Source organism: Hansschlegelia beijingensis, assembly GCF_014196425.1.
Lineage (GTDB): Bacteria > Pseudomonadota > Alphaproteobacteria > Rhizobiales > Methylopilaceae > Methylopila > Methylopila beijingensis.
On record NZ_JACIDR010000001.1, the window covers coordinates 1141889 to 1160647 of the forward strand.

Annotated in this window: 20 protein-coding genes; 16 read left to right on the plus strand and 4 right to left on the minus strand. The window is 69.2% G+C overall.

Features of this window, described 5'->3' with window-relative positions; all coding sequences use genetic code 11:
- Positions 1 to 21: 21 nt before the first annotated feature.
- The 14 genes from GGR24_RS05335 to GGR24_RS05400 all read left to right on the plus strand — a co-directional run bounded on the left by GGR24_RS05335 (position 22) and on the right by GGR24_RS05400 (position 13604).
- Positions 22 to 1422: a M48 family metalloprotease gene (locus GGR24_RS05335; RefSeq protein ID WP_183394198.1), complete on the plus strand. Its 1401-nt coding sequence runs from the start codon at positions 22 to 24 to the stop codon at positions 1420 to 1422.
- A gap of 113 nt (positions 1423 to 1535) precedes the next feature.
- Positions 1536 to 2291, plus strand: coding sequence for a DsbA family protein (locus tag GGR24_RS05340; RefSeq protein WP_183394199.1), 756 nt, complete (start codon positions 1536 to 1538; stop codon positions 2289 to 2291).
- Positions 2292 to 2429: 138 nt separating this feature from the next.
- Positions 2430 to 2897, plus strand: a complete 468-nt coding sequence (gene aroQ / locus GGR24_RS05345; protein ID WP_183394200.1) for a type II 3-dehydroquinate dehydratase — start codon at positions 2430 to 2432, stop codon at positions 2895 to 2897.
- Between the two features lie 26 nt (positions 2898 to 2923).
- Positions 2924 to 3373: an acetyl-CoA carboxylase biotin carboxyl carrier protein gene (gene accB, locus GGR24_RS05350; RefSeq protein ID WP_183394201.1), complete on the plus strand. Its 450-nt coding sequence runs from the start codon at positions 2924 to 2926 to the stop codon at positions 3371 to 3373.
- Between the two features lie 4 nt (positions 3374 to 3377).
- Complete coding sequence (accC, locus tag GGR24_RS05355) at positions 3378 to 4736, plus strand: acetyl-CoA carboxylase biotin carboxylase subunit (protein WP_183394202.1); 1359 nt, start codon at positions 3378 to 3380, stop codon at positions 4734 to 4736.
- A gap of 61 nt (positions 4737 to 4797) precedes the next feature.
- Entirely contained in the window at positions 4798 to 5466 is a 669-nt protein-coding gene (aat, locus tag GGR24_RS05360) for a leucyl/phenylalanyl-tRNA--protein transferase (protein WP_183394203.1), read from the plus strand.
- Between the two features lie 60 nt (positions 5467 to 5526).
- Positions 5527 to 6408, plus strand: coding sequence for a hypothetical protein (locus GGR24_RS05365; protein ID WP_183394204.1), 882 nt, complete (start codon positions 5527 to 5529; stop codon positions 6406 to 6408).
- Positions 6409 to 6471: 63 nt separating this feature from the next.
- Positions 6472 to 7440, plus strand: a complete 969-nt coding sequence (locus GGR24_RS05370; RefSeq protein ID WP_210286017.1) for a glycosyltransferase family 2 protein — start codon at positions 6472 to 6474, stop codon at positions 7438 to 7440.
- Between the two features lie 101 nt (positions 7441 to 7541).
- The gene (gene map, locus GGR24_RS05375) at positions 7542 to 8369 is read left to right on the plus strand and encodes a type I methionyl aminopeptidase (protein ID WP_183394205.1); all 828 of its coding nucleotides are present in this window, start codon (positions 7542 to 7544) and stop codon (positions 8367 to 8369) included.
- 85 nt (positions 8370 to 8454) lie between these two features.
- Positions 8455 to 9195 (plus strand): RadC family protein, encoded by a 741-nt coding sequence (gene radC / locus GGR24_RS05380; RefSeq protein ID WP_183394206.1) that lies wholly within the window; start codon positions 8455 to 8457, stop codon positions 9193 to 9195.
- 322 nt (positions 9196 to 9517) lie between these two features.
- The gene (locus GGR24_RS05385) at positions 9518 to 10915 is read left to right on the plus strand and encodes a circularly permuted type 2 ATP-grasp protein (RefSeq protein WP_183394501.1); all 1398 of its coding nucleotides are present in this window, start codon (positions 9518 to 9520) and stop codon (positions 10913 to 10915) included.
- A 43-nt stretch (positions 10916 to 10958) separates the two neighbouring features.
- A complete protein-coding gene (locus GGR24_RS05390; protein ID WP_183394207.1) occupies positions 10959 to 11900 on the plus strand; it encodes an alpha-E domain-containing protein in 942 nt (313 codons plus the stop codon).
- A 3-nt stretch (positions 11901 to 11903) separates the two neighbouring features.
- Positions 11904 to 12737, plus strand: coding sequence for a transglutaminase family protein (locus GGR24_RS05395; protein ID WP_183394208.1), 834 nt, complete (start codon positions 11904 to 11906; stop codon positions 12735 to 12737).
- Between the two features lie 102 nt (positions 12738 to 12839).
- Positions 12840 to 13604 carry a proteasome-type protease gene (locus tag GGR24_RS05400; RefSeq protein ID WP_183394209.1) on the plus strand — a complete coding sequence of 255 codons (765 nt, stop codon included), beginning with the start codon at positions 12840 to 12842 and terminating at the stop codon, positions 13602 to 13604.
- Between the two features lie 21 nt (positions 13605 to 13625).
- Here the strand turns inward: GGR24_RS05400 and GGR24_RS05405 are convergent, their stop codons facing one another.
- Both GGR24_RS05405 and GGR24_RS05410 read right to left on the minus strand, forming a co-directional pair.
- Positions 13626 to 14105 carry a DUF2155 domain-containing protein gene (locus GGR24_RS05405; protein WP_183394210.1) on the minus strand — a complete coding sequence of 160 codons (480 nt, stop codon included), beginning with the start codon at positions 14103 to 14105 and terminating at the stop codon, positions 13626 to 13628.
- An 80-nt stretch (positions 14106 to 14185) separates the two neighbouring features.
- On the minus strand, positions 14186 to 14605 hold the full coding sequence (locus GGR24_RS05410; protein ID WP_183394211.1) for an NADH:ubiquinone oxidoreductase subunit NDUFA12: 420 nt from the start codon (positions 14603 to 14605) through the stop codon (positions 14186 to 14188).
- 178 nt (positions 14606 to 14783) lie between these two features.
- On the opposite strand from GGR24_RS05410, the gene GGR24_RS05415 reads away from it, so the two are divergent.
- Positions 14784 to 15530, plus strand: coding sequence for a hypothetical protein (locus GGR24_RS05415; protein ID WP_246397940.1), 747 nt, complete (start codon positions 14784 to 14786; stop codon positions 15528 to 15530).
- Here GGR24_RS05415 and GGR24_RS05420 read toward each other — a convergent pair.
- Both GGR24_RS05420 and GGR24_RS05425 read right to left on the minus strand, forming a co-directional pair.
- A complete protein-coding gene (locus tag GGR24_RS05420; protein WP_183394213.1) occupies positions 15497 to 16396 on the minus strand; it encodes an FAD-dependent oxidoreductase in 900 nt (299 codons plus the stop codon). The two genes, GGR24_RS05415 and GGR24_RS05420, sit on opposite strands and share 34 nt — an antisense overlap.
- A 14-nt stretch (positions 16397 to 16410) precedes the next feature.
- Positions 16411 to 16650 carry a DUF2188 domain-containing protein gene (locus GGR24_RS05425; protein WP_183394214.1) on the minus strand — a complete coding sequence of 80 codons (240 nt, stop codon included), beginning with the start codon at positions 16648 to 16650 and terminating at the stop codon, positions 16411 to 16413.
- A 188-nt stretch (positions 16651 to 16838) separates the two neighbouring features.
- Here GGR24_RS05425 and htpG point away from each other — a divergent pair, with 188 nt between their 5' ends.
- Positions 16839 to 18731, plus strand: a complete 1893-nt coding sequence (htpG, locus tag GGR24_RS05430) for a molecular chaperone HtpG (RefSeq protein WP_183394215.1) — start codon at positions 16839 to 16841, stop codon at positions 18729 to 18731.
- The last annotated feature ends 28 nt before the right edge of the window (positions 18732 to 18759 follow it).

An 18759-nucleotide genomic window follows, 5' to 3' on the forward strand; every position in this document is an offset into this window, starting at 1 on the left:
GAAGACTGCATGAGGATCGGCATGACCTCCCGACGCGCCGACCGCCGCACCCCGCTCGCCCGTGTCCGCGGGGCCATCGCGGCGCTCGTCGCCTGCGGCGTCTTCGCCGCAGGACTTCCCGCGCCCGCCGCGGCGCAGAGCGGCAGAGGCCTGCCGGTCATCCGCGACGCCGAGATCGAGGACCTGCTGCGCGACTACATGCGGCCGATCTTCCGCGCCGCGGGCGTCGGCGAGGGCGTCGTCGAGATCACCATCGTGAACTCCCGCGAGTTCAACGCCTTCGTGGCGGACGGCAGGCGCATCTTCGTCAACGCCGGCGCCCTGATGGACGCCAAGACGCCGAACGAGGTGATCGGCGTGCTGGCGCACGAGACCGGCCACATCGCGGGCGGACACCTCGCCCGCATGCGGCAGCAGATCGACAACATGCAGACCATGGCGATCGCGGCCATGCTGCTCGGCGCGGGCGCCGTGGGCGCGGCGATGGTCGGCGGCTCGCGCAGCGCGGGCGACGCAGCGCTCGGCGCGGTGATGGGACCGCAGGAGATCATCCGCCGCAGCCTGCTCAGCTATCAGCGCACGCAGGAGGAGGCCGCCGACCGCGCGGCCGTCAGCTACCTCACCAAGACCAAGCAGTCCGCCAAGGGCATGCTCGTCACCTTCAAGCGCTTCGCCGATCAGGTCGCGTTCTCGCGGCGGTTCATCGACCCGTACGCGCAGAGCCACCCGATGCCGCAGGACCGCATCCAGAACCTCGAGGCGCTTGCGCAGAAGAGTCCCTATTACGACACCGCCGATTCGCCCGTCCTCCAGGCGCGCCACGATCTGATGCGGGCCAAGCTGTTCGGTTTCATGGACACGCCGGACGGCGTGGGCAGGCGTTACCCGCCGAGCGACCAGAGCCTGCCGGCGCGCTACGCCCGCGCGATCGCGACCTATCGCTCCGCGCCGCTCCAGGGCGCGGTGGCGCAGATCGACGGCCTCATCTCCGCGCAGCCGCAGAACCCGTATTTCCATGAGCTGAAGGGGCAGGCCTATCTGGAGAACGGCCGGCCGAAGCAGGCGATTCCCGCCCTGCGCCGGGCCGTCGCGCTCGCGCCGGGCGCGCCCTTGATCCGGACCATGCTCGGCCAGGCGCTGATCGCCGACGGCCAGATCGACGCGGCGATCCCGGAGCTCACCAAGGCGGTCGCGCGGGACGACAAGAACGCCGAGGGCTACCGCCAGCTGGCGCTCGCCTATGCGCGCAAGAACCGGCTCCCGGAGGCCGATCTCGCCACCGCGCAGGCCGCCTTCGTCTCGGGAGATTACGGCACCGCGCGCCAGATCGCGGCGCGGGCCAAGGTCGGGCTGAAGCCGAACACGCCGGGCTGGCTGAAGGCCGACGACATCGCGAGCTACCGGCCGCCCGCGGCGAATTGAAGTCGCGCGGCGGCGTTCCGCCGGCCCGCCCCATTTCCAACGCGCCGCTTTTGGATGATATGGCGCACCCGGCTCCCCGGCCGTCGAAACCCTCCTCCCCCCAGGAGCCCTTGATGCGTCTCTTCCTCCGTCTCGCCCTCGCCGGCGCGCTCGCCCTGTCGGCGGCGTGGCCGGCCGTCGCCTTCGACGCCAAGGAGAAGGAGGAGATCGGCGCGGTCGTCCGCGAGTACCTCCTGCAGCATCCGGAGGTGCTGCTCGACGCCCAGCGCGAACTCCAGCGCCGCCAGGAGGCGAGGCTCGACGAGCAGCGCAAGGGCGCGCTCAAGAACTATGTCGCGAAGATTGACGCCTCCAAGCTCCACGCCGTGATGGGCGACCCCAAGGGGGACGTCACGCTGGTGGAGTTCTTCGACTACAATTGCGGCTACTGCCGCCGCGCGCTGCGCGACCTCGACGCCCTGATCGCCGCCGACCCCAAGCTGCGCATCGTGCTGATGGAGCTGCCGGTGATCCGGCAGGAATCGCTCGGCGCCGCGCAGGTCTCGCTCGCCGTCAGCCACGCCGCTCCGGACAAGTTCAGGGCGTTCCACGAAAAGCTGCTCGGCGGCCAGTCGCTCGCCACCAAGTCCCGGGCTCTCGCGGTCGCGAAGGAGGTCGGGCTCGATCCGGCCAAGATCGAGGCGGCGATGAACGGCCCGGAGGTGCGGAAGGCGCTTCTGGAGTCCAAGGAGCTCGCGGACGAGCTCGGCGTCGAGGCGACCCCGACCTTCGTGATCGGCGACGCCGTCGTGCCCAACACCAGCAGCGTCGTCGACGACCTGCAGGGCAGGATCGCGGCGCTCAGGACGTGCGGCAAGTCCGTGTGCTGAGGCGCGCTTGCGCCCGTCCTGCGCGAGCCCGCGGAAGGATGCGCGGAATCGCTTGGGTTCACGCGCGGTCTTCCCTATAACCCCGGACGCTCGCCGCCGACCGGTCCGCATCTCGCGGCCAAGGATCCGCCTGCTCCCGTGACCCCGATCGTCCTCGTCCTCAACGGTCCGAACCTGAACCTGCTCGGCTCGCGCGAGCCGCAGGTCTACGGATCGTCGACGCTGGCCGACATCGAGGCGCGCGCGCGGGAGGTCGGCGAGAAGCTCGGCCTTCATGTCGACTGCCGTCAGTCGAACCATGAGGGCGTGCTGGTGGACTGGATCCAGGAGGCCCGCTCCGGCGTCTCCGGAATCGTCCTCAACGCCGGCGCCTACACCCACACTTCGGTGGCCATCCACGACGCGCTCCGCGCCGTCGGAGTGCCCACCGTCGAGGTCCATCTCTCGAACATCCACGCGCGCGAAGCATTTCGCCACACGTCTTTCGTCTCGCCGATCGCGATCGGCGTCATCGCAGGACTTGGGGTCGACGGCTATGAGTTCGCCCTCCAGGCGCTTGCGCGCCGGATCGAGCACGGCCGGCGCCCAGAGACCCTGACGGCGTGAGCGGCGCGCCCTAAACCTGGGACACCATGACCAACGCAACCGGCAACATCAGCGATCAGGAGCTTGTCCGCGAGCTGGCGGAACTGATGATCGAGAAGGGCCTTAGCGAGGTCGAGATCGAGCGCGACGATTTCCGCGTCCGGGTCGCGCGCCAGACGCTCGCGACCGTCGCCGCCGCCGCCCCGGCGCCTGCCGTTCCGGCCGCCACGGCCGCAGCCGCGCCCGCGGATCCGGCGAAGGCGCAGGGCGCCGTGCTCTCCCCGATGGTCGGCACCGCCTATCTGGCGCCTGAGCCCGGCGCCCGTCCGTTCGTGGAGGTCGGCGCGACCGTCCGGCAGGGACAGACCTTGATGATCGTCGAGGCGATGAAGACCATGAACGCGATACCGGCGCCGAAAGCCGGCGTGGTGCGGGAGGTTCTTGTGACGGACGGGCAGCCGGTCGAGTTCGGTGAGCCTCTCCTGATCGTCGACTGAGCCGATGCCCAGCTTCGACAAGGTTCTGATCGCCAACCGCGGCGAGATCGCGCTTCGCATCCTGCGGGCCTGCAAGGAGCTCGGGATCGCGACCGTTGCGGTGCATTCGACCGCCGACGCCGACGCCATGCATGTCCGCCTCGCGGACGAAAGCGTGTGCATCGGCCCGCCCTCCGCGCGCGAGAGCTACCTCAACATCCCCGCCCTGCTCGCGGCCTGCGAGATCACGGGCGCGGACGCGGTTCATCCCGGCTACGGCTTTCTCTCGGAGAACGCGCGGTTCGCGGAGATCCTCGAGGAGCACAACCTCGTCTTCATCGGGCCGAAGCCCGAGCACATCCGCATCATGGGCGACAAGATCGCCGCCAAGCAGACGGTGAAGCGGCTCGGCATTCCGGTCGTGCCGGGCTCCGACGGCGGGATCACGGACGACGTCGAGGCGCGGCGCGTCGCGCGCGAAATCGGCTACCCCGTGCTGGTCAAGGCCGCGGCCGGCGGCGGCGGGCGCGGCATGAAGGTCGCGATGACCGAAGAGGACCTCGTGGAGGCGCTGCAGACGGCGCGCACCGAGGCGAAGGCCGCGTTCGGCGACGACGCGGTGTACCTCGAGAAGTACCTGGTCCACCCGCGTCACATCGAGGTGCAGGTGCTGGGCGACGGCGAAGGCGCGGCGATCCATCTGGGCGAACGCGACTGCTCGCTGCAGCGCCGCCATCAGAAGGTCTGGGAGGAGGCGCCCTCCCCGGCGCTCAACGCAGCCGACCGCGCCTCGATCGGCGAGACGGTCGCCGCCGCCATGCGCGAGCTCCGCTACCGCGGGGTCGGCACGGTCGAGTTCCTGTACGAGAACGGACGCTTCTACTTCATCGAGATGAACACCCGGATCCAGGTCGAGCACCCGGTGACGGAGATGATCACCGGCATCGACCTGGTCAACGAGCAGATCAGGATCGCGAGCGGCGCCCGGCTGGCGATCGCCCAGGAGGACGTGATCTTCCGCGGTCACGCCATCGAGTGCCGGGTCAACGCCGAGCACCCCGAGACCTTCCGGCCCTCGCCCGGCCGCGTGGCCTACTATCACGTGCCCGGCGGCCTCGGCGTCCGCGTCGATTCCGCGGCCTATCAGGGCTATTCGATCCCGCCGCACTACGACAGCCTGATCGGGAAGCTGATCGTTCACGGGCGCAACCGCACGGAATGCCTGATGCGGCTCCGCCGGACGCTCGACGAATTCGTGGTCGACGGCGTCGAGACGACCCTGCCGTTGTTCCGGCGGCTGGTGCGCAACCAGGCGATCCAGGACGGGGATTACGACATCCACTGGCTCGAGACCTGGCTGGCCGAAATGGCTCCCGACGCTTGAGCGGGACGCGCGCGCACGCGCCCTTCCCCTCTCGCGGCGGCGGTCCTACCTTGACCGGGCGATGACCCGCATCAACGACGTTCTCGTGGAGATCACGCCAGAGGTCCTGCTGAAGGCGTACGCCTGCGGGATCTTCCCGATGGCCGAGAGCGCGGACGATCCAGGTCTCTACTGGATCGAGCCGGAGCTCCGCGGCGTGCTGCCGCTCGATGGCTTCCACGTCTCTTCGCGGCTGGAGCGCACGGTGCGCTCCGACGCCTTCGAAATCCGTGTCGACACCGCCTTCGAGGCGGTGCTGGACGGCTGCGCCGCGCCCGGGGCCGGTCGCGACAAGACATGGATCAACGGCCGCATCCGGCGGCTCTATGGCGATCTCTACGAGATCGGGCATTGCCACAGCGTCGAGGCCTGGCGCGATGACCGTCTCGTGGGCGGTCTCTATGGCGTCGAGCTCGGGGGCGCGTTCTTCGGCGAGAGCATGTTCCACACTGAGCGGGACGCCTCGAAGGTCGCGCTCGTTCACCTCGTCGCCCGCCTTCGGCGCGGCGGCTTCCGTCTGCTCGACACCCAGTTCGTCACCGAGCATCTGAGACGCTTCGGGGCCGTGGAGACGCCGCGGCGCGAATATCACCGATTGCTCGAGCACGCGCTTCGCGTGGAGGCGGACTTCTTCGCCTGGGAGAAGGGCCGGCGGATCGCCGGCGCCGAGGCGCTGGAGGCGCTGAAGTAACGCTTCGGTAAGCAAGAAGAGGGTTACTGAAAGGTAGCATCCCTGCCACGGGTCTACCGCATGAACCCCGAGTCCAGCCGCGATCTCCCGCCATCCGCGTTCGAACCGGCGAAGCCGGAAAGCCGCGACGTCACGATCTGGGCCGCTGAGACGGCGTCCGGACCCGCGCCGCTCTCGGCGCGCGCGAGCCGCTACCTTCCTTATGGGCTGGTCGGGGCCGGACTCCTGGTCTGTGGAATGGCCTTCGCGAATTTCGCCACCGCGCCCTCGCTGACTGACGGGGTGGACGAGATCTCCGCGATCGACGCGCGCCAGATGGGCCTTGCGCTCAATCTCGATCCCACCGGTTCGCGTGCCCGCGACGCGGCGATCAGCAAGGACGTCGGAGCCTTGAAGGCGGAGATCACGCGGCTGCGCCGGGCGCTCGACCAGTCGAAGAACAACCAGGCCTCGCTGTCCAAGGCGGCGGCCGGCCAGGCGGCCGCGAGCCTCGATGAGGTCCGCGCCCTCAAGGCGGAGATCGCCTCCCTCACCAAGACGCTCGAGGAGACGCGCGCCGCCGCCGCGTCCAAGATCGACGCCCTCGCCTCCAAGGTCGATCAGTCGAAGGACGACCAGGCCCGGCTCGCGGAGCTGCGTGACCGGCTGGACAAGATGGAGAAGGCCTCCGCGGAGAAGACCGCGTCCGCCGAGAAGGTCGCGAAGGCCGATCCGGAGACCACCGGCAGCATCTCCAGGCCGGCCGCCTCCGAACGGGTCGTGCGGAACTGGGTCGTGCGCGACGTCTATGACGGTGTCGCTCTGCTGGAGGGCCGCGGGGGCGACCAGATCGAGGTCGAGCGCGGCGCGCGAGCGCCCGGGGCGGGCCGGGTCCGTTCCATCCAGCGCCGAAACGGCGAGTGGGTCGTGGTGACCGACAGCGGCGTGATCCTGCCGCGCTGAGGGCCTTAATCCGGATTTAAAGCGGCGAAGCGCAGGATGGCCGGGACCAACGAGGCTCGACCGATGTCGCCTGCCGTCGAGATGCTGCGCGAGGACCGCCCGGCCCGCCGCGAAGCCGCGCCGCCGAAGATTGCGGTGCTGCTGCCCTGCTACAACGAGGAGGCGGCGGTCGCCGAGGTGGTGCGCGGCTTCAGGGCGGCGCTGCCCACCGCGGAGATCTACGTCTACGACAACAACTCGGCGGATCGCACCATAGAGCGGGCGCTCGAGGCCGGCGCGATCGTCCGGCGGGAGCGCAGGCAGGGCAAAGGCAATGTTGTCCGCCGCATGCTCGCGGACATCGAAGCCGACGTCTACCTGATGGCCGACGGCGACCTCACCTACGATCCCCTGGCTGCGCCCCTGCTGATCGAACGGCTGCTGTCGCACCAGCTCGACATGGTGGTGGCCACCCGCGAGGGCGAAGGCATGCTGGCCCGCAAGGGCCACGCGGCCGGCAACCGCATGTTCAACGGGGTGATCAAGCGGCTGTTCGGCGCCGGGTTCACGGACATCCTGTCAGGGTACCGGGTGGTCTCGCGCCGCTTCGCCAAGTCCTTCCCGACGGCTTCCCACGGCTTCGAGATCGAGACCGAGCTTGCGGTGCATGCGCTCGACCTCCGCCTGGCCGTCGATGAGATCCCGGTGCGCTACGGCAAGCGGCCCGAGAATTCGACGAGCAAGCTCTCGACCTGGCGCGACGGCCTCCGCATCCTCTGGACCATCGCGATGATGTATCGCGCGCTGAAGCCGTTCAAATTCTTCGGCGTCATCGGCGCGGCGCTTGCTCTCATCAGCGTCCTGCTCGCGGCGCCGGTGGTCGAGACATTCCTGGAGACCGGGCTCGTGCCGCGCTTCCCGACCGCGATCCTCGCGGCCAGCGTGATGCAACTCGCCGTCCTGAGCCTGGTCTGCGGCGTGATCGTCGAGGCGATCGCGGAGGGCCGCCGCGAGGCGAAGCGGCTTCGTTACCTGGAGCTGAAGAGAGCCTGACCGCTCCCTCGCCAGCGGGATCAGGCATGCGCTTGGCGCGGCGGCCCGCCGCGCCTATGTTGGGAGCGCTTCCCGACGCCGCGCACGAGCCCCTTTTCCAGATGACCTTTGTCGACGCCCAGACTGCGCCGCTTCGCAAGAACGGCGCGATCAAGATTCACACCGCCGAGGCTTTTGAAGGCATGCGGCGCGCCGGCCGGCTCGTGGCGGAAGCGCTCGACATGCTGCACGACCATGTGAAGCCTGGCGTCACGACGGACGCGCTGGACAAGCTCGCGCTCGAGTTCGGCATGGACCACGGCGCGCTGCCCGCCTGCCTCAACTATCGCGGCTACTCCAAGACGATCTGCACGTCGATCAACCACGTCGTGTGCCACGGCATCCCGAACGACAAGCCGCTGCGCGAAGGCGACATCGTCAATGTCGACGTCACCTACGTCCTCGACGGCTGGCATGGCGACTCGAGCCGGATGTTCGCGATCGGCGCGATCCCGCGCCGCGCCGAGCGGCTGATCGAGATCACCTACGAGTCGCTGATGCGCGGGCTTGCGGTCATTCGTCCCGGCGCGACGACCGGAGACATCGGCGCCGCGATCCAGGAATACGCCGAGGGCGAACGCGCCTCCGTGGTGCGCGACTTCTGCGGCCACGGCATCGGCCGGCTGTTCCATGACGAGCCGAACATCCTGCATTACGGCCGCCGCGGCGAGGGCGCCGAGCTCAAGACCGGGATGTTCTTCACCGTCGAGCCGATGATCAATCTCGGCCGCCCGCATGTGAAGGTGTTGGCGGACGGCTGGACCGCCGTGACGCGCGATCGCTCGCTCTCCGCGCAGTACGAGCACATGGTCGGGGTGACCGAGGACGGCTGCGAGATCTTCACCGAATCCCCGCGCGGCCTCATGGCCCCGAAGTTCGCGACGGTCTGAGCCAGACTCCCGTTCAGCGCCGTCTTGCCGGAGTCGCCGGAGCGCGCCACGATGGCGCTCCCGAACGTCCGGAGCAGCGGCGGACATGCCGTCGGCGAAGCCCGCCTCTCAAGACGCCCCCCTGCCCGGCCTCGACGAGGCGTCCCCGAAGGACGCCCCGCATTATCTCGGCCACCGCGAACGTTTGCGGACGCGGTTCCTCGATGGCGAGGCTGACGCCCTTCCGGATTACGAGCTGCTCGAGCTCATCCTGTTCCGGACGCTGCCGCGCGGCGACGTCAAGCCGCTGGCCAAGGCGCTGCTCGCGACCTTCGGCTCCTTCGCCGACGTTCTGGCCGCGCCGATCGAGCGGCTGGTGGCGATCAAGGGGGTGAAGGAGGCCACCGCGACCGACTTCAAGGTGGTCGAGGCGGCCGCGCGGCGGTTCGCCAAGGGCGCGATCACGAAGCGGCCGGTCCTGGCCTCGTGGTCGGCGGTGCTCGACTATTGCCGCACCGCGATGGCGTTCGACGACCGCGAGCGCTTCCGCATCCTGTTTCTCGACAAGAAGAACGGGCTGATCGCCGACGAGGTGCAGCAGACCGGCACGGTCGACCACACGCCGGTCTATCCGCGCGAGGTCGTGCGGCGGGCGCTGGAGCTGCGCGCGACCGCGCTCATCCTGGTGCACAACCACCCTTCGGGCGACCCGACGCCGAGCCGGGCCGACATTGAGATGACGCGGACGCTGATCGACGTCTCGCGGCCGCTCGGCATCGAGATCCACGACCACGTGATCGTGGGACGGGAGGGTCACGCCAGCTTCAGGGGCCTGAAGCTGATCTGAGCGCCGGCAGCCGCTGAGAACCGGCCGCAACGCAGGCGTGGGGGGCTGAAGCCTCGACGGCGCCAGGGCTTATCAAGGTTGTGGCCATGGTGCACAACCACCCTCCGGGGCCCCGAGGCGCGAGTCGGGCGGACATCGAGATGACGCGAAGCGTGACGGGACGGTCACGCCGGCTCCAGGAGGCCGATCTGAGCAGATCGTGGGCAGCCCTCTGCGATAAAAATCAGCCTTCGGGCTCTTTCCCCGCGCGGCGCCCGTATTAGCATCAGGCTGAAGCGTCAGAAGGAGTCCCGCCCGCTTGCCCTCCCCCGCCTTCGACGAGATGACGCTTTCGGACGGCAGCGTTCGCCCCGCGTACAGGAAACTCGCCGAGTGGCTCGCCGCCGCTCCGCCCGATCTACTCCAGTACCGCGTCAAGGAAGCCGAGCTGCTGTTCCGGCGCATCGGCATCACCTTCGCGGTCTATGGGGACCAGCAGGCGCAGGAGCGCCTGATCCCCTTCGACATCATTCCCCGCATCATCACCGCCGACGAATGGGCGACGCTCACCAAGGGCCTCGTGCAGCGCGTCGAGGCGCTGAACCGGTACATCTCCGACGTCTACGGCAAGCGCGAGATCCTCAAGGCGGGGATCGTGCCCGAAGACCTGGTGTTCCGGAACGAGGCGTTCCGGCCCGAGATGGCCGGAAAGACGCCCCCGCATGACCTGTGGGTGCACATCGCCGGCATCGACGTGGTGCGCGTGGACGCCGACACGTTCTACGTGCTGGAAGACAACGCCCGCACGCCCTCCGGCGTCTCCTACATGCTGGAGAACCGCGAGGTGATGATCCGGCTGTTCCCGGAGCTGTTCTCGCAGCACCGCGTGGCGCCGGTCGAACGCTACGCGGACGAGCTTCTGGCCACGCTGCGCTCGCTTGCGCCGCGGACCAGCTCGGCGGAGCCGGTCGTCGTGCTGCTCACCCCGGGCGTCTACAACTCGGCCTATTACGAGCACTCCTTCCTGGCCGACAAGCTGGGCATCGAGCTGGTCGAGGGCCGGGATCTCTTCGTGCGTGACGAGGTCGTCTACATGCGCACGACGGAGGGGCCGCAGCGCGTCGACGTGATCTATCGGCGGATAGACGACGAGTTCCTCGACCCGCTGGTGTTCCGTCCGGACAGCGCGCTGGGCGTGCCCGGCCTGATGAGCGCCTATCACGCCGGCAACGTCACGCTCACCAACGCGATCGGCACGGGCGTCGCCGACGACAAGGCGATCTACAGCTACATGCCGGAGATCATCCGGTTCTATCTCGGCTCCGAGCCGATCCTGAAGAACGTGCCGACCTATCGCTGCCGCGAGCCGGAGGCGCTGTCCTACGTGCTCGATCATCTCGACGAGCTGGTCGTCAAGGAGGTCCACGGCTCGGGCGGCTACGGCATGCTGGTCGGGCCGCACGCCTCGAAGGAGCAGATCGAGCTGTTTCGCGCGAAGCTCAAGGCGTCGCCCGCCGGCTTCATCGCCCAGCCCACTCTCGCGCTCTCGACCTGCCCCACCTACGTCGCGTCGGGCGTCTCGCCGCGGCATGTGGACCTGCGGCCGTTCGTTCTCACCGGATCGAACGGCGTGCGGATCGTGCCCGGGGGGCTGACCCGCGTGGCGATGCGCGAAGGTTCGCTGGTCGTGAATTCGAGCCAGGGCGGCGGCACCAAGGACACCTGGGTGCTGGACGAATGACCATCCCGCTCCGCTCTCCACAGCACCGCTTGCGCGTGATCTCATGCTGAGCCGCACCGCCGACAATCTGTTCTGGCTGTCGCGCTATATCGAGCGCGCGGAAGCGCTCGCGCGGATCCTGGAGGCCACCCAGCGGCTCGCCTCGTTGCCGGCCGCCTATGGCGGCAAGACCAATGAATGGGAGAGCGCCGTCGCGACCGCCGGCTGCGCCGAGGGCTTTTACGCCAAGCATGGAGAGGCAGATCACGACTCGGTCGTGGCCTATCTCGCCTTCGACCGCGACAACCCTTCCTCCATCCTGAACTGTTTCGAGACGGCGCGGCACAACGCCCGCTCGGTCCGCACCGCGCTCACGATAGAGATGTGGGAGACGATCAACGGCGCCTGGATCGAGCTGCGCCGGCTGGCCGATCGCAGGCTCGCGGGCGAGGAGCTCACCCGCTTCCTGGGCTGGGTGAAGGAGATCGGGCTGCGCTTCGACGGCTCCGCCACCCGGACCATGCTGCGCAACGACATCTACGATTTCTCGCGCATCGGCATGCTGCTCGAGCGCGCCGACAACACCGCCCGCATTCTCGACGTCAAATATCATCTGCTTCTGCCGGAGCAGGGCGAGGTCGGCGGCGGCCTCGACTACTACCAGTGGCAGGCGATCCTGCGCGCGGTCTCCGCGGTGACGAGCTATCACTGGGTCTACCGCGAGAGCGTGAAGCCCTGGCTGATCGCCGACCTGCTGATCCTGAACGACCAGATGCCGCGCTCCTTCGCCGCCTGCTATGGCGAGCTCGTCCGCCACCTCGACCAGCTGGCGCGCGCCTATGGCAGGCAGGGGCCGGCGCAGCGGCTCGCGCGAAGCTGTCGCGCCCGGCTCGAGAACGCCGACATCCGCGACGTCTTCCAGAGGGGACTGCACGAGTTCATCACCGACTTCATCGCCGACAACAATCGACTGGGCGCCGCGGTCCACGAGCAGTATCTCGCGTAACCCATGCGCCTGACCATCCGCCACGAGACGACCTATCGCTTCGAGACGCCAGCCGCGTCCGTCATCCAGACGTTGCGGCTGTGGCCCCGCGGCCATGACGGCCAGCACGTCGTGCGCTGGCGCCTCGACGTCGACCGCAACTGCCGCCTGCGGGCCGCGGAGGACGCGTTCGGCAACCAGGCCCACGTTTTCGCGGCCGACGGCCCGCTGGACGAGATCACGGTCCTGGTCGAGGGCGAAGTCGACACGCAGGACGCCGCGGGCGTCGTCAATCGCGCCGCCGAGCGCTTCCCCCCCGCGCTCTATCTGCGCGAGACGCCGCTCACCGCCCATGATCACGAGATTTCAGCCTTCGCCGAGGAGGTCGGCTCCAGCGCCGGCGGCGGCGAGCTCGCCGCGCTGCACGGGCTGCTCGATCGCCTGCATTCCGAGATGGAGTTCGCGCCGGGCCAGCCGGACGGGGCGACCACGGCCGCCGAGGCTTTCCGCGTGAAGCGCGGCACGGCGCAGGACCTCACCCATGTCTTCCTCACCGCCGCGCGCGGTCTGCAGATCCCTGCCCGCTGCGTCAGCGGCTACGTCCGTCGCGAGGGGGGCGAACCGCAGGATTCGCCGCACGCCTGGGCCGAGGCCTATGTGCCCGACCTGGGCTGGGTCGGCTTCGATCCGACAGAAGGCGTCTGTCCGACCGAATCGCATGTCAGGGTCGCGATCGGGCTCGATTGCCTCGGCGCCGCGCCGGTGCGCGGCTCCCGCTACGGCGGATCGGGAGAGACGATGACGATGAGCGTTCTGGTTCAGGACGCACGAGCCTCTCGCAGTTATCGCCGTTCGTGAGCGTCCAACTGGCGCCCCAATTCGATGCAGCGCGGCATCGCGCGTTGGCGCGTCGGCGTGAGTCTTGATAGCGTCGGCGGCTTCTGTGGGCGGGACGCGTAAATGACCTATTGCGTTGGTATTCTGGTCCGAGATGGACTGGTCATGATCGCCGATACCCGCACCAATGCGGGGATCGACAACATCGCCGTTTTCCGCAAGCTCAAGATCGTCTCGGAGCCCGGGCGGCGCACGCTCGCCATCGCCACGTCCGGCAATCTCTCTGTCAGCCAGTCGGTGATTTCGCTGCTCGCCGAGGGCGTGGAGAACCCGGAGACGGGCGAGCTTGAAACGCTCGAAAGCCAGCCGACCATGTTCAAGGCCGCGCAGCTCGTCGGGCGAGCCGTGCGCGAGGTCTGGCGGGTCGACGGCGCGAGCCTCGAGCAGATGACGGCGCGGTTCGACGTGCAGTTGCTGTTCGGCGGCCAGGTCGCGGGCGGCCGCGTCCGGCTCTTCATGATCTATGCGGCGGGCAACTTCATCGAGGTGACCCCCGACACGCCCTACTTCCAGATCGGCGAGCACAAATATGGCAAGCCGATCCTCGACCGCGCGGTCACCTACGAGACCGACCTCTACGACGCCCTGAAGATCGGCTTGATCTCGATGGACTCCACGATGCGGTCGAATCTCGGGGTCGGGCCGCCGATCGACGTTCTGGTGCTCAGGAAGGACGCGCTGGTCCCGGAGCTCGACTTCAGGATCGAGCCCAACGACCGCTATTTCGTCGACCTGCGCGAGCGCTGGTCGCGCGCGTTGCGCACCGCGCATATGGAGATTCCGCGGCCGCCCTATGGGGCGAACGTGCCGGGAGACGTGGAAGGCTGAGCGGATCCAGGCGATCCGCGCCTACTCGCCGAGCGTGGGCCCCTGCGGCGCCTCCGGCCGGGCGCCGCCTTTGCAGTCGACCAGCCACACGTCGTAGATCGGATGCTCGACGCCGGACAGCCCCGGGCTCGAGGCGAACATCCAGCCCGAGAAGATCTTCCGCCGCTCATTGCTCAGCGTGATTTCTTCGACATCGACATAGGATGTCGTGTTCGGCGCCTCGGTCGGCGGCCGGGTGTAGCAGACATGCGGCGTGACCTTCAGCGCGCCGAAGGTCGCCGTCCTGTCGATCGGCGCGTCGAACTCGGTGATGCGGCCGGTGATCTTGTCCAGCCCGTTGAACACCGCGACCGGGTTCGAGTTGCGTGGCGTGGGCGCGACGATCTCGGGACGCGCGGCCTTCGGCGGGGTGTCCAGCGTCGACGCGCCCGGATTCTGGGCGAGCGCCGGGCCCCACAGAAGAATGAGCGGCAGTGCGATCGTAACGCGACGTGCGGGCACGGGACAGGAACTCTCGCGGCGATCGGGGGCAGCGGGGGTCGACGCCGGAAGATACGTCGAATGAAGCGCTAAGGCGGGCGTCAGTCCTCGGGCGACCAGGCCTTGTAGTCGCCGGTCGCGGCGGGACGCTTGCGGGTCGAGAACGCGGAACCCTGCGGACGATAGGCCTCGACGGTGCCGGTCTTGTTGTCGCGGTGACGCTTCTCCCACTCGCGCGGGACGTAGTTCTCATTCGCGGGCGGCGCGCTCACCGTGTGATGGATCCAGCCGTGCCAGCCGGGCGGGATCGCGGAGGCCTCCGCATAGCCCGAATAGACCACCCAGCGGCGCTCGCTGCCGAAGGCCGCGTTCTTCTTGGGGTCGTTCGGCAGGCGGTAATAGCGGTTGCCGAATTCATCCTCGCCGACGAACTCGCCGCCCCGGGACAACGCGAAGCGCGTGCCCATGGTGGCCTTGTTCCACCAGGTGAAGATGTCGGTCAGGACGCTCATCAGCGACATGGGTCGACTGGCCTCGATGGTTCCGCGCCAACGGTATGGTCCGCGCGGGTCGCCTTGTCCAGAACGGCCGCCTCGGGCATCAGCTTTTGTTCGGCGGATCCGGTTCCTCCCGAAGGCGCCGGTCAGGATTCGGTAACCTCGTCCGGGCGACTCTCCGCCCGCGATGAGCGGGGGCGTGATGAGACTCGAGGAACGCCGGGCGGCGTGGAACGAACGCGCCGTGGCGGCGCTGCACGCGCCGCGCGCTGCGCTCCCGAACGCCGTGCTCGCCCAGGCGCTGGCGGCGCGCTGGACGCCGAGAACGCCCCGCGCGGCGGTCGACGGGTTCTGGCGCGCGCATCCCTTGCGCGCCGATCGCCTGGCGCGCGCCCTGGCGCAGCGGAGCGGCGCGCCGGACGGCTGGCGCTGGACGTTCGCGGGCGAGGATCCCCGGCGGCTGCGCGTCCCGCCCCTCCCCCACCGGCTCGTCAAGGCCGAGGCCCGGCCGGGCCGCTGCGTCGTCTGCGGACAGGCGGTTTTTCGCCTCGGCTGGCATCGCGATCTGTGGGGCGCCGGCGCCACCAACCAGCGGGCGGCCTGGCACGCCTGCTGCGTCGTCGCGTGGAAGCTCTGGAACGCGCCGAGCGACCACCGCCGCCTGCTGGCGAGGGTTCAGGGCCACCGCTGCGCGATCACCCAGAAGCGACTTCTCAGGACCGCGGAGGTCGATCACCGTGTGCCGTTGTTCGAGGTCTGGCGCGACCGGCGCGATCTGCCCTGGCCCGAGCTGCTCGCCTTCTGGGGCGCGCCCAATCTTCAGGTCGTGAACCGCTCCGCCCACACGGGTAAATCGATCGCGGAGACGCAGGACCGCGCGCTTCGCCGCCGCAGCGCGCTGGCGCCGGAGCCGCTTCAGAGCGACCCCAAGGAGCCCTTCCTCAGCTGATTGTGGATGTCGGTCGCGGCCAGAGCCGCATGGCCCGCCGCCACCGAAATCTGGTTGAGCTCGTCGACCACGTCCCCGACGGCGTAAAGCCCCGGCGTGGTGGTTTGCTGATGGGCGTCGGTCTCGATGCAGCCGACGTCGGTGCAGGCCGCTCCGAGGGCTGCCGCGAGCTTCGACTGGGGCTCGTTGCCCATCGCGAAATAGAGCATCTCGAACGTCAGCCGCGCGCCGTCCGCGAGCGCGGCGACGCAGCCAGCGCCAAGCTCGAGATCCCGCAGCGGCGCGCTCGCCACTGCAATCCCGGCGGACGGCGTGATCCCGGCCGGCGCCGCCCGATCCGGGATGACCGTGACCCGGTCCGTGAAGGTGGTGAGGAAATCGGCTTCGGCGAGGGCGCGGTCGAGCGGCCCGAACACGCCGACGTTCCGGTCGGTCGCCTCGAAGCCGTCGCACACCGGGCAAAGCCTGATCACGCCGTCCTCGATGGCCTGCTCGACGCCGGGACGATCGAGCACGTGGTCCTTCACGCCGGCGGCGAGAATGACGGCGGGCGCCGTCAATTCGAACCCTTCGCCGACCGCGCGAAAGCCGCCGCCGTCCGCGCGGCTGAGCTGATCGACGCGCCCCTGGCGCAGCACGGCGCCGTAGCGTTCGGCCTGCTCGCGCAGCCGTTTCAGCAGGTCGCGCCCGGACACGCCCTGCGGGAAAGCCGGCATGTTGTGACTGACCGGGATCCAGCGGGCCCGGCTCCGGCCGTCATCGATCACGACCGCGCGCCGGCGGAACCGCGCCAGATAGGTCGCGGCGATCAGCCCGGCGGGCCCGCCGCCGACGATGATGCAGTCCGGACCGGGCGTCTGCTCCACGGGCTTGCGGTCCGTCAGTCCTTGACGGTCGTGCTCGGGCGATCGTCGGCCGAGGCGTGCTCGACCCGCCACCGCCCGTTCTCGTCCTCATACTCGATGTCGGTGGCGTCGCCGGGGACGCGTTGCTCGCCCGCCGCCCGCTCGGCGGCGGCGTGGGCCGCCTCGCGGCTCGGGAACGTCTCCGAGAACACGTCGCCGAGCTTGTAGGCCCAGCCGTCATTATGTTCGACGATCTCGTACTGAACGTTGGCCATCCACCCCTCCTGCTTCAGCAGAGCAACGAGATCGACGGCTGCTTGTTCCGCAGTGACGGAATACCATCACATCGAGAGGCCGCGGCCCGCGCAATGCGCCGCCTCCTGTCGCGAGGGCCAAGGCTCTTGAACTCCGAAACCGCGCCGGCCATTTCGACGCCGAAAATTCCGCCAGGGGAGCATACGCCGTGACCGTCGACGCCGAGACGCAACCGATTCAGCCGGAAAGCCGGGCTTTCGAGGCCGACGTCGCCAAGCTGCTGCACCTGATGGTGCACTCCGTCTATTCGGACAAGGACGTCTTCCTCCGCGAGCTGATCTCCAACGCCGCCGACGCCTGCGAGAAGCTGCGCTTCGAGGCGATCGAGACGCCCTCGCTGCTGGGCGACGACCCGCAGCCTCGCATAACGGTGCTGGCCGACCCGGAAGCGCGCCGCCTCGTCGTGGAGGACAACGGCGTGGGCATGAGTCGCGACGAGATGGTCGAGGCGCTCGGCACCATCGCCCGCTCCGGCACGAAGGCCTTCGTGGAGCGCATCGAGGCCGCGCAGCAGAAGGAAGGCGCCCAGCTGATCGGCCAGTTCGGCGTCGGCTTCTACTCCGCCTTCATGGTCGCGGACCGCGTCGAGGTGGTCTCCCGCCGCGCGGGGGCCGACGAGGCCGCGAGCTGGGTTTCCGACGGCAAGGGGACGTTCTCCGTGGCGCCCGCGAGCCTGGAGGAGGCCCCCGCGCGCGGGACGCGCGTCATCCTGCATCTGCTCGAGGACGCGGCCCAGTACGCGGAGCGCTGGACGCTCGAAAGCACCATCAAGGCTCAATCCGGCCATGTGCCGGTGCCGATCTGGCTGGTCGAGAAACCGGGCGCCGAGGCGGTCGAGCTTACCGACGGCGCGGCGCTCTGGACCCGGCCCAAGTCGGAGCTCACGAAGGAGGACTACGCCGAGTTCTACCGCGGCCTCGGCGGGGCTTTCGACGAGCCGGCGATGACGGTGCACTACCGCGCCGAGGGCCGGCACGAATACACCGCGCTCGCCTTCGTGCCGTCGAGCCAGCCCTTCGACCTGTTCGATCCGGACCGCAAGGGCCGCATGAAGCTCTATGTCCGCCGGGTCTTCATCACCGACGACGCCGAGCTTCTGCCGCGCTACCTGCGCTTCGTGCGCGGCCTGGTCGACAGCGCCGACCTGCCGCTCAACGTCTCTCGCGAGATGATCCAGGAGAGCCCGATCCTCGGCGCCATCCGCAAGGGCCTGACGAACCGCGTGCTGGGCGACATCGAGAAGCTGGCCGAGACCGACGCCGCCACCTTCGAGACGATCTGGTCGGCGTTCGGGCCCGTGATCAAGGAAGGCCTCTACGAGGACTATGAGCGCCGGGCGCAGCTGCTGGCGCTGTCGCGCTTCCGCACCACGGCCTCGGGCGAGGGCTGGCGCTCGCTCAAGGAGTACGTCGCCGACCTCAAGGAGAACCAGACCGCGATCTACTATCTCGCCGGCGGGGAGCGGGAGCGGCTGCGGGCGTCGCCCCACCTCGAGGGCTTCCGCGCGCGCGGCGTCGAGGTGCTGCTGCTTTCCGACCCCGTCGACAGCTTCTGGGTCACCACGCTGGACGGCTTCGAGGGCAAGCCCTTCAAGTCCGTCACGCAGGGGAACGCCGACCTCGCGCTGATCAGCAAGCTCGACGCCGCCGAGGAGGCGGCGCCCGAGACGCCGCCCTCGGTGGCGGAATTCATCGCCTTCGCCAAGACGGCGCTCGGCGATCAGGTCGCCGACGTGCGCGCGTCCGACCGTCTGACCGAGAGCCCGGTCTGTCTGGTGGCGCCGGACCACGGGCCGGACAGGCAGCTCGAGAAGATCCTCGCGAGCGCAGGCCGCGCGGGCGCGGCCGCCAAGCCGATCCTGGAGATCAACCCGGCCCACGGGCTGATCAAGGCGCTGGCGGCGAAGGACGACGAGGCGCTGCGCGGCGACGCGGTCGCGCTGCTGCTCGACGAAGCCCGGATCCTCGACGGGGAGCGGCCGGCGGACCCGCAGGACTTCTCCGCCAGGCTCGCGCGGGTCCTCGAGCGCGCTCTGGGCTGAGGCGCAAATAGCCGGCGGCGGCGCATCG